Source organism: Staphylococcus sp. 231237_7MaSpsaltlick (assembly GCF_043107035.1).
In genome coordinates this window covers 650,084-661,070 of the sequence record NZ_JBICNX010000001.1, presented here as the reverse complement: position 1 = coordinate 661,070, position 10,987 = coordinate 650,084, and the positions used below count along the sequence as shown (strand labels likewise).

General features: G+C 33.6%; 11 protein-coding genes. 7 read left to right on the top strand and 4 right to left on the bottom strand.

Annotated features, from left to right (window positions below):
• The 3 genes from ACF91D_RS03200 to ACF91D_RS03190 form a co-directional block, all read left to right on the top strand.
• Positions 1 to 1,265, top strand: a 1,265-nt coding sequence (locus tag ACF91D_RS03200; RefSeq protein WP_327621016.1) for an Ig-like domain-containing protein, incomplete at its 5' end; no start/stop codon positions are given.
• A gap of 219 nt (positions 1,266 to 1,484) precedes the next feature.
• Positions 1,485 to 3,005: an acetaldehyde dehydrogenase ExaC gene (exaC, locus tag ACF91D_RS03195; RefSeq protein ID WP_069793234.1), complete on the top strand. Its 1,521-nt coding sequence runs from the start codon at positions 1,485 to 1,487 to the stop codon at positions 3,003 to 3,005.
• A gap of 97 nt (positions 3,006 to 3,102) precedes the next feature.
• A complete protein-coding gene (locus ACF91D_RS03190; RefSeq protein WP_039067560.1) occupies positions 3,103 to 3,429 on the top strand; it encodes a hypothetical protein in 327 nt (108 codons plus the stop codon).
• A 145-nt stretch (positions 3,430 to 3,574) separates the two neighbouring features.
• On the opposite strand, the gene ACF91D_RS03185 is transcribed toward ACF91D_RS03190, so the two are convergent.
• Entirely contained in the window at positions 3,575 to 4,516 is a 942-nt protein-coding gene (locus ACF91D_RS03185) for a DsbA family protein (RefSeq protein WP_182475834.1), read from the bottom strand.
• 140 nt (positions 4,517 to 4,656) lie between these two features.
• Between ACF91D_RS03185 and ACF91D_RS03180 the strand changes: the two genes are divergently transcribed.
• A complete protein-coding gene (locus tag ACF91D_RS03180; protein ID WP_327621015.1) occupies positions 4,657 to 5,214 on the top strand; it encodes a TetR/AcrR family transcriptional regulator in 558 nt (185 codons plus the stop codon).
• Positions 5,215 to 5,239: 25 nt separating this feature from the next.
• Positions 5,240 to 5,581, top strand: coding sequence for a DoxX family protein (locus tag ACF91D_RS03175; protein ID WP_039067557.1), 342 nt, complete (start codon positions 5,240 to 5,242; stop codon positions 5,579 to 5,581).
• Positions 5,582 to 5,650: 69 nt separating this feature from the next.
• On the opposite strand, the gene ACF91D_RS03170 is transcribed toward ACF91D_RS03175, so the two are convergent.
• Both ACF91D_RS03170 and ACF91D_RS03165 read right to left on the bottom strand, forming a co-directional pair.
• Positions 5,651 to 6,103, bottom strand: a complete 453-nt coding sequence (locus ACF91D_RS03170) for a hypothetical protein (RefSeq protein WP_208181905.1) — start codon at positions 6,101 to 6,103, stop codon at positions 5,651 to 5,653.
• Between the two features lie 5 nt (positions 6,104 to 6,108).
• Entirely contained in the window at positions 6,109 to 6,912 is an 804-nt protein-coding gene (locus ACF91D_RS03165; RefSeq protein WP_039067555.1) for a DUF3100 domain-containing protein, read from the bottom strand.
• 180 nt (positions 6,913 to 7,092) lie between these two features.
• On the opposite strand from ACF91D_RS03165, the gene ACF91D_RS03160 reads away from it, so the two are divergent.
• Both ACF91D_RS03160 and ACF91D_RS03155 read left to right on the top strand, forming a co-directional pair.
• The gene (locus tag ACF91D_RS03160) at positions 7,093 to 8,268 is read left to right on the top strand and encodes a YbfB/YjiJ family MFS transporter (RefSeq protein ID WP_327621018.1); all 1,176 of its coding nucleotides are present in this window, start codon (positions 7,093 to 7,095) and stop codon (positions 8,266 to 8,268) included.
• Between the two features lie 302 nt (positions 8,269 to 8,570).
• Entirely contained in the window at positions 8,571 to 9,545 is a 975-nt protein-coding gene (locus ACF91D_RS03155; protein WP_101094091.1) for a tRNA dihydrouridine synthase, read from the top strand.
• 60 nt (positions 9,546 to 9,605) lie between these two features.
• On the opposite strand, the gene ACF91D_RS03150 is transcribed toward ACF91D_RS03155, so the two are convergent.
• Positions 9,606 to 10,796: an MFS transporter gene (locus ACF91D_RS03150; protein WP_392436462.1), complete on the bottom strand. Its 1,191-nt coding sequence runs from the start codon at positions 10,794 to 10,796 to the stop codon at positions 9,606 to 9,608.
• Positions 10,797 to 10,987: the final 191 nt, after the last annotated feature.

Sequence of the window (10,987 nt, the reverse complement as noted above, 5' to 3'; positions counted from 1 at the left end):
CAGCAACAGGTACAGCGGATGACCAAGGGAACTACACAGTAGAAATTCCATCAAATGTAGACTTGAATGGTGGAGAAGAGCTTGTAGTTACTTCTAAAGATAAAGATGGCAACACATCCGAAGAAGCAACGACAACAGTTACTGACACAACAGCACCAAAAGCACCAACGGTGAATGAAGTAACAAGTGAAGATACACAAGTCAAAGGAACAGCGGAACCAGGTTCAACAGTAACCGTAACATTCCCAGACGGAACAACAGCAACAGGTACAGCGGATGACCAAGGGAACTACACAGTAGAAATTCCATCAAATGTAGACTTGAATGGTGGAGAAGAGCTTGTAGTTACTTCTAAAGATAAAGATGGCAACACATCCGAAGAAGCGACGACAACAGTTACTGACACAACAGCACCAGAAGCACCAACGGTGAACGAAGTAACAAGCGAAGACACAACAGTTAGCGGAACAGCAGAACCAGGCTCAACGATAACAGTAACGTTCCCAGACGGTACAACAGCAACAGGTACAGCGGATGATCAAGGCAACTATACAGTAGAAATTCCATCAAATGTAGACTTAAATGATGGAGATACTATCATAGTGACTGCCACGGATAAAGAGGGCAATACTTCAGAACCTACAAATACAAATGTAACTGGTACAAAAGAAAATCCAGGTACAGGAGAAAATCCAGGCACAGGAGAAAATCCAGGCACAGGAGAAAATCCAGGTACAGGAGAAAATCCAGGCACAGGAGAAAATCCAGGCACAGGAGAAAATCCAGATACAGGAGAAAATCCAGATACAGGAGAAAATCCAGATACAGGAGAAAATCCAGATACAGGAGAAAATCCAGGCACAGGAGAAAATCCAGATACAGGAGAAAATCCAGATACAGGAGAAAATCCAGGCACAGGAGAAAATCCAGGCACAGGAGAAAATCCAGGCACAGGAGAAAATCCAGGCGCAGGAGAAAACTCAGGTATAGGAGAAAATCCGGTCGTAGGTTCAAATTCATCAAATGCTAGCCACAACACAGATAATAGCAACTCTAATGAATCACAAGTAGAAGATTCAAATAAGAGTTCTAACGTTATGGAAAACAACAAATCAAAAGATAATAAAGAAAATAAACAATCAGAATTACCTGAAACAGGTGAGGAAGAAATACGCAATGGTACATTATTTGGTTCATTGTTTGCAGGATTAGGTGCATTATTACTATTTGCTAAACGTCGTAGAAAAAAAGAAGATGAAAAATAGACGTTTCAAATAAAGTATTACAGAAAGTGATTACTTATAGAGGCTAGGACAAAGTTACGTCCTAGCTTCTATTTTTATACATAAGAAAGTACCGAAAAAGATTAAATAAAAGTTTAACTGCTGTGGCCAACCATCAAAGAATTGTTCTTTTACAGTTATAAATTTAAGCGCTTACATAAAATTTTGAGGGGTATATGACAATATAAAGGAGGTATTTATATGATTTATACAAATCCAAATGAAAGTAATGCAAAATACAAAGTTAAAGAGCGATATAGTAACTTTATTGATGGAAGTTGGACAGAACCACAAGAAGGCGAATATTTTGATAATATTTCCCCGATTACTGGCGATAATTACGCAAAAGTACCTAGGTCTTCACAAAAAGATGTCGATTTAGCAGTAAAAGCTGCTAAAAAAGCACAGGTTGAGTGGGGGAAAAAGTCATTAGCTGAAAGGTCACAACTTTTATTAGATATTGCGGATCGTGTAGAAGAGAATTTAGAATACTTAGCAGTTATCGAAACTTTTGATAATGGTAAACCTGTTAGAGAGACACTTGCTGCAGACTTACCGTTAGTTGTAGATCATTTTAGATATTTTGCAGGTGTGATACGTGCAGAAGAGGGTGGTATTTCACAAATAGATAATGATACAGTAGCTTATCATTATAAAGAACCATTAGGAGTCATTGGCCAAATTATTCCATGGAATTTCCCATTACTTATGGCAACTTGGAAAATTGCTCCTGCTATAGTGACTGGAAATGCTGTCGTTCTTAAGCCAGCGGAACAAACACCTGTGTCTATTCTACATTTTGTTGAAATAATTGAAGACATTTTACCAAAAGGATTAATAAATGTCGTAAATGGATTTGGCAATGAGACTGGTGAAGCACTGGCTACACATAAAGAGATTAATAAAGTCGCTTTTACTGGTGAAACAACAACAGGTAAGATTATTATGAAGAATGCCAGTGATAATGTCATACCAGTAACTCTCGAATTAGGAGGCAAATCACCAAATATATTTTATAAGGATATTATGGATGAAGACGATGAATTCTTAGATAAGGCAGTAGAAGGATTAGTTATGTTTGCATTAAATCAAGGTGAAGTTTGTACATGCCCTTCTAGAGCATTAATCCATGAAGATATTTATGATGAATTTATAAAATTATGTATTGATAAAGTTAACAAAATAAAACTAGGAAATCCTTTAGATGATACAACAATGGTAGGGGCACAGACATCTAACGAACAACAAGAAAAAATTAAGAAATACTTAGATATTGGTAAAGATGAAGGTGCAGAAATACTTGTGGGTGGTAATGTAAGGCAAGAAAATGAGAACTTAAAAAACGGTTATTATATTGAACCTACTATTTTTAAAGGTAATCAGAATATGCGTGTTTTCCAAGAAGAGATTTTTGGACCGGTATTATCGGTAGCAACATTCAAAGATAATGATGAAGCATTAGCTATGGCAAATGATACAATTTATGGCTTAGGCGCTGGTATTTGGACAAGAAATCAGAACATAGCATATCGCGCTGGTAGAGGTATCCAAGCTGGTAGAGTGTGGGTTAATAATTATCATTCTTATCCGGCACATGCTGCTTTTGGTGGTTATAAAATGAGTGGTATAGGACGAGAAAATCATTTAATGATGTTAGAGCATTATCAACAAACTAAAAATTTATTGGTTAGTTACGATACGAACCCAACGGGGTTGTTCTAAAAAGTTGTTGTAAATTTAATTTATTTTGTTTACAAATTGTGTTAAATGTGTAAAGTATAATAATAAATAATATAACGTTAAGATTGGGGAACTTATTATGTTTATTATTATTCAGTATAGTAGAGGGAACACATTATTCTATTTAAGAAATAAAAATAAAGAACCAATTAATTCAAGAGTAGTTGCTATTTCTGGTGTTAATTATAAAGCGTTATTATTAGAAAATATTAAGAAATTGCTAGCTCAATCTAATTATCACTCAGAAGCACTTCGTTTTATACTACTCGAGATGAATGAAATTGAGAATTTACAAGTTAACGCCGTTTGTGAAGTAAGCAGATATCTTAAATTTAAACTTGATACAAGTGTTGTGGTTACCAATAACATTGAAACATTTGATTACGATGAATATTTGAATATATAGTTAGGGGCTATAAAACATATGGCCATTAAAAAGCATAATTAGTCCATATTAAAATAAAATACTCAATGGCAAAATAGGGAAACATCAAGATTAAATAGTTGATTTTGGTTGTTTCCCTTTTTGATTAGATAAAAATTACGATATGTTAATTTGAAGCACTTTCATAATAGTTTTCTCCTAGTATATTTTGAGTAATATAATTAGAACCATTTAAATATTGTTGTACAAATTTTGGAACATCTTCTTTTTTTAAATCATACATTACTTCAATTTCTTTAGAAAATAACCTCGGATGAGATTGTAAATATAATGATAAATCTGGTAAAGGTTTAGGCTCGATTTTCATAGATTTATTTAAATTTTTAAGTGTATCTATATATACGTTGAGTTCTCTGGCGCCTACAATTTTAGTGCCATGGTTATCGTGATTTAATAGCACTATAGTTGGAAAACCTCGAACCCCTAATTTATGAACTAAATCAAAATCTTCAAGCAGTAATTGTTTTCCTTTGTCATTATCTGATAAAGCTAAAATGTCTTCTATACGACTTGTTTTTTCATTTTTATAAAATAGTTGTAGCAGTGATTTGAGTACATTTTTATCAGAAATATTTTTGTTGAAAACAAATACAGCTTCCCTAACTAATCTAATAAATGTTATTGCAGCTATAGGTGAGTCTAGATATTGAATTGCTTTATAAATACGTGATGCTGGATATGAGGATTGAACGGGATCTATTTCCATTATTGTTCCATCAATCGGCATACGTGAATATTGTCCTACTTCTTGCCAGTGTGGGCTAACATCTGCTGGTTTGAAAATGCCATTTGCTGGATCAATTGGACCTTCTCCCCATTTTTCTAATAGGCCTCCCATAACCATTTGAAAATTAAATAAATGCCCATACTGTACTAATAATTTATTTAAAGTTGGCTCAAATGCCCAACAATGAGAACACATAGGATCGGTGATATAATATAAAGTCTGTTTAGACGTTTCTATGTTTAAGTTAATTGTTTCAATTTCATTTTCATTACTAGGTTTACAGACTCCTGAATAAATATCGCATACCATATTTTTCTCCATAATTTGACCTCCAAAGTTTAATTAAAATCAATATAGTTTTATAATAAGCAGTAATACGATTTATAAATACCAACAACTTGTCAATAATGTTGGGTATTCAACATCCATAATTCATTGTTGAAGGGAAATGAGGTCATCGAATGGTACAATCAAAATCAGACTTACGTGTAACCAAAACTAGAAAATCTATCATGCAAGCTTTTATTAAGTTGTCTGATGAAAAAGATTTTAAAAATATAACAGTAAAAGATATTACTCAAGAGGCGCTTATCAATAGGGCTACATTTTATTACCATTTTAGTGATATATATGATTTGTTAGACAAAGCGCTTGCAGAAGAATTATTAATTGATTTGAATTATGAGTATTTTGATCAAAAGAGTATAGACGAAGCAACGCTTACATACATTTTTAAAATAGTATCAGAATTTCAGTTATCTTTAAGTCGAAGATGCCATAGAAGTTACCCTGAAACTATTGGGAATATTATCCAAGAACATATTGAGCGGGTGTTGTTGAGGTTATTGTCTGAAGCGGGCTTTGAGGATGAACATACACGTCAATTAGCAGCTAGTATGTTAAGTGCAAGTATTTATAGAGCTTCTGAAAAATGGTGTGAAAGTTTTAGCGATCTTTCAGCCGAAGCTTATATTAAACGTGTTACACCTTATATTATATCTGGTTTAGTAAGTCGATAGAAAACGATTAAAGGAGGAATTTTGTATGGGAATTATTATCTTAATATTACAAGTAATTCTAGGTTTATTCTTTATCATGACAGGCTTTAAAATATTTTCTGGTGAGATGAAACAAGAGTTTGCGCGATTTGGTTACCCACCTATTTTCAATAAAATTACTGGAGCGTTTGAGTTTATTGGTGGTATAGCAATGTTAATTGGTGTTTTTTATGGCTCGTTGGCAATATTTGCTAGTGTATTAATAGGGTTAACTATGTTGGCTGGAGCATTGTCACATATTCTTTTGGGTAAAGATCCAGTTACAAAAGCGATGCCAGCAATCGTCTTGTTTTTATTAAATTTTTGTGTGTTTATCTATTATATTTAGTTCCTTTATTATGTTTAATATTAAAGCCCCCAGTTAACTTATTTTAAGCTGGGGGTTATTTGTAGTTTCTTAAGCTAGACCTTGAATTTTTAATACAATTTCTGCTACGAGCGCAGAACCGATATATGTACTGAGCAAAATAACAATACCTACAACAATGGTTTTCCACCCTAACTTGGCAAAATCAGCCCATGAATTCCCTATTGAAACGCCTGCGTATGCAACAACTGGTGTGGCTAATGATAGTAAATCTACTTTTTCAGTCCATTCGACAATACGTGAGGATCCAGGAACCCCAGGGATAGTGATGATTAAACCTAATATGCCAATATAAGCAATACTTGGTATGTTTAAAGGCACGATATCACGTAAAATCAAACCTAATAAGGCAATACCCATTAAAGCAAGAATGCCCGGTGTTGCATCAATAGGCATGACGCTATAGCCAATCCAATTACTAAAAAGTGAAATAATTCCTACTATACATAAGGTGAGAATCCAATTTGTAACTTTTGAAGACATCATAGTCACTCCTTATCTTTTGTGATTTTTGATTTAACGTGCATAATCAAGTTATAATATTTTCGGGTTAAAGGTAGAGCAATTAAAATACCAACATAAAGTCCCGTCACTGACGTTAGAAGATTACTTACGCCAGAAAATGCGGTAATTGTACTAGCTTGGTCAGGATACATTTCGACTAAAGGTCCCAGAGCAGCTGCAGTCATTACGCCACTACCTACTCCTGTAGCCATGGCAAAAGCAATTGGACTAAATGGTAAAATGGAAACTAAAATGCCAGAAAAGATACTAAAAAATATCGCCCCAAAAATGGTTCCAAATATGTACATAGACATCACACCTCGCCATTCGGGGGAAGAGATGCCATATTTTTCGGTAATCAGCGCTAAATTAGGTTCTCTACCGATTGAATGAGTCATCCCTATAGACTCACGCCGTAAACCTAATAATATAGCTAATGGTAATGAAATAATAATTGTAGCTAAATTGCCGGCTTCTTGTAATATTAAAGCAGGCCCAGCTGCAATGATTTTAGGTAATGCAGGCCCTGCTTCTACACCAAATTTTGCTATGAGCAGTGCTACTGAAATAAATACCATTGGTTCAGAATTTTTAGCTTGTTTTTTACCGATGATGGGCGTGAAATAAACTCCTAATCCGAGTAACACTGCATAAACAACTGGTAATAAAAGGATTGAAGTTATCCCTAAAGGTATTTTATGTGCACCAATTACTTCAGAAATAATCATAATAATTAATACAATGCCATGTAGTCTCCAATCTTTCCAAAGTACATTTTGTTGTTTCATATCGATACCTCCTAATTAAAATATTCAGAAAATTGAAAATACGAATAAAATCTATTCTATACTTAATATTTCAAAATTAAAAGGGTATCAACATGATTTATATACTTTAGAAATTTGATAAGTGTAAATATGTAATTTAAGCGTATAATGGAATTACTAAAACGAAAAGGTGTGAAGAAGATGCAACACGCTTATCGACAACTTTTATTGGGGATGATTTGTTTATTTATAGTGATGGCGATTGGACGTTTTGCATATACACCTATTTTGCCATTTATGCAGCAAACAGGGGGCCTAGATGATCGAAGTGCTGGTTTATTAGCTACGATTAATTATCTAGGTTACTTGATAGGCGCCATGGTTCCTATATGGATTGTTATGTTTAGTAAGGTTACAGATTTGAAAATTTATTTATTTATAAATATTATTTCGACTTTAATGATGGGGCTTTCTGATAATTTTCAACTATGGTGTATTTTGCGTTTGGTTTCTGGAATAACAAGCGGTACAGTTTTTGTTTTAGCATCGAATGTAACGCTTGAAGCTTTAAGAGTAGCGAGAAAAGATGGCATCTCAGGTCTGTTATATAGTGGCGTAGGTTTAGGTATTTTTACAAGTAGTATCTTTATTTTCTTATTTACTACAGCGAGCACATGGAAGCTTACTTGGATATCACTAGGCATTTTTTCTTTAATGATAGGGATTATTGTTATATTTGGTATGCACGAAAATCACAATAACGAAAATAAAAATTTCAAATCAAAAAATATTGAACAAACCGAAACAATTAAAGTGAAGAAAAAATTTATTTGGGGATTTTCAATCGCCTATTTTTGTGAAGGCGCTGGTTACATTATTACAGGGACATTCTTAGTAGCCATCGTTAAATCAATACCAGGATTAGCGGATTATGCAGCGTTAAGTTGGATGTTTGTAGGTTTAGGTGCTGTTCCTTCTACGATTTTATGGTCTATTATGGCAAATAAGGTAGGGCATGCGAAAGCTATATATTTTGCATTTGTACTACAAATCATTGCTGTGATACTACCTGTCTTTTCAGGGCATGTAGTGAGCTTAATAATTAGTTCTCTATTTTTTGGAGCAACATTCCTTGGGTTAACAACATTATTCATGTCTAAAGCACAAACACTTATGTTTCAAGGTAACCATAAAGTGAACTTGGTAGCTTTATTAACAGTGATTTACAGTTTAGGACAAATGATTGCACCAGCACTCTCAGGTATATTAATTGGTGAATCAGGGGATTACAATGCATCGCTAATTTTTGCAGCTTCCATATTATGTGTAGGTTTATTAAGTAGTATATATAGCTATCAGGGGAACAATGGAAAATAAATCATTCTGTTGTTTTCAAGTAATTTATTGAAAAAGTTTAGGTGACGTATTAGTCAGTTACAATTTCACCTATACTTTTTGCAGTATTCTCAAATTTCAAATGAGATAGTTCGTCACTTTATGTGAAATCTGATTTATTAATAAAAGTAGGCCCCTTATCTTCTTTGTAACATGTTGATAGTAAGGTTTATTTAGATAGTTTTTCCTTAGGTAACTTCCTTTTGTGTAAGTTGACTTTTTGTGGTAATATCGTCATGGATAAAAATTCGAGATAATAATAGATAAGAAGGTTTAAATATATTATGAAAGAAAATTTTTGGCGTGAATTACCACGTCCATTTTTTGTTTTAGCACCTATGGAAGATGTTACAGATGTTGTCTTTCGTCATGTTGTTAGCGAGGCTGGAAGACCTGATGTATTTTTCACTGAGTTTACAAATACAGAAAGTTTTTGTCATCCTGAAGGTATACACAGCGTACGTGGTCGCTTAACATTTACGGAAGATGAGCAGCCAATGGTCGCTCATATTTGGGGAGATAAACCTGAGCATTTTCGTGAAATGAGTATTGGTATGGCTGAGATGGGCTTTAAAGGTATCGATTTGAATATGGGGTGTCCCGTAGCAAATGTTGCAACGAAGGGTAAAGGTTCAGGTTTAATACAACGCCCTGAAACCGCAGCTGAAATTATTCAAGCAGCAAAAGCCGGAGGTCTACCAGTAAGCGTGAAAACAAGACTCGGTTATTCTGAAATAGATGAATGGAGAGATTGGTTGAAACATGTATTTGAACAGGACATTGCCAATCTATCAATTCATCTTCGTACACGTAGAGAAATGAGTAAAGTAGATGCACATTGGGAATTGATTGGAGAAATTAAAAAACTCCGTGATGAAATAGCGCCAGATACATTGTTAACAATTAATGGAGATATTCCAGACAGAAAAACGGGGCTTGAGCTTGCGGAAAAGTATGGAATTGATGGCGTGATGATTGGGCGCGGTATTTTTCATAACCCTTATGCATTTGAAAAAGAACCACGAGAACATACAAGTGAAGAACTTTTAGGTTTATTAAGGTTACATCTGGACCTGTTTGACAAACATTCAAAAAATGAATCACGTTTATTTAAACCTTTACGTAGATTCTTTAAAATATATGTACGTGGCATTAGGGGCGCCAGTGAATTAAGACACCAGTTAATGAGTACAAATACGACAGACGAAGCCCGTGAATTACTTGATGAATTTGAAGCACAAATGGATACAATAAAATAGTAAAAGTTTGAATGTAAATAATAACTTAGGCTTGGGAATCTTAAAATTAGATTTCCAAGCCTATTTTTGTTTAATGGTAAGTGAAATAACAAAGGCAATAATCATAAAACCAGTGATCATTAAAACAACGCCAGGCCATTGAATGTAATTATAAAATACACCGGCTAAAGTACCTCCAACAGAAGACCCCATATAATAGAACAACAAGTATAGACTAGAAGCTTGGGCTTTATGGTCTTCAGCGCGGCTGGTAACTACTGCGCTTGCGATTGCATGTCCGCTAAAAAATGCATAAACGCTAAAGGCTAAGCCAATAATTTTAAATGACAACGGCGATAATAAAGTGATATTTATACCAAAAATTAGTAATAAAATGCTGAATTTTAATGCGTTTAAAGTACCTAATTTAGTACGTAATTTTGCATTTAATATTGAGGAAATCATACCTATTAAAAATAATAAATAGACAAAGCTAATGATACTATCATGTAGATTGTATGGCTTATCTGCTAATTCGAAACCAATATAATTAAATGCGGCTATGTTACAACCAAGTAACAGAAAGCCAATCATAAAGGGTTTGAGTAATCGAATATTTGTTAAATGATCATAATAACTAATTAATAATGCTTTTACAGAAAAAGGCTGTTTTTCAAAATGTTTAGACTTAGGAATTAAAAATACGAACATTATAGTGGCAATGACGCTTATTATTGCGATAGATAAAAGTCCTATTTGATAGCCATAAATACTAGAAATAAAACTTGTGAATATACGGCCGAAAGCCCCTCCAAAGGCATTTCCACTTATATAAATCCCCATGGCTTCAGGTAAATTATGTGGTGAAATTTCTTCCCCAATATAGGCCATAGCTATAGAGGGCAATCCTGCTAAGCAAACGCCTTGTATCAATCTTATGATTAAGAAAGTATTAAAATCTACCACGAAAGGTTGAACTAGTGCTAAAAGCGTAACAGTTGTTACCGAAAAAATCATAATCGGTTTACGACCTAAAACTTCGGATAGTGCGCCAAAAAATAACATAGCAATAGCTAAGGTAATGGTTGCAGAAGATAAAGCTAAACTTGCTACAGTTTCACTAACATTAAACGACTTTGTAAAATGTGGAATCAACGGTTGAACACTATATAATATCGAAAAGATAGTGAAGCCAGAAATAAAGAGTGCAACAATAATTTTAATATAATCTTTTGAACCTTTTGCTACATAGTTGTTTTTCAAATCATTCAATGTCATGTCCTCACTTATTAGTTGATGTGTTTATCGTAGCATGTAATTAATAATATAAAAAATATATTATTTTTATTTGAATGGTGTTTTCATATTATAGAGTTTGTTTTATGAAGTTTTACCTTTTAAATATATTGAACCTTTTCTGTAAAAGTAAAACATATTTGATATAAGTTTTTTAAAGAAATTGA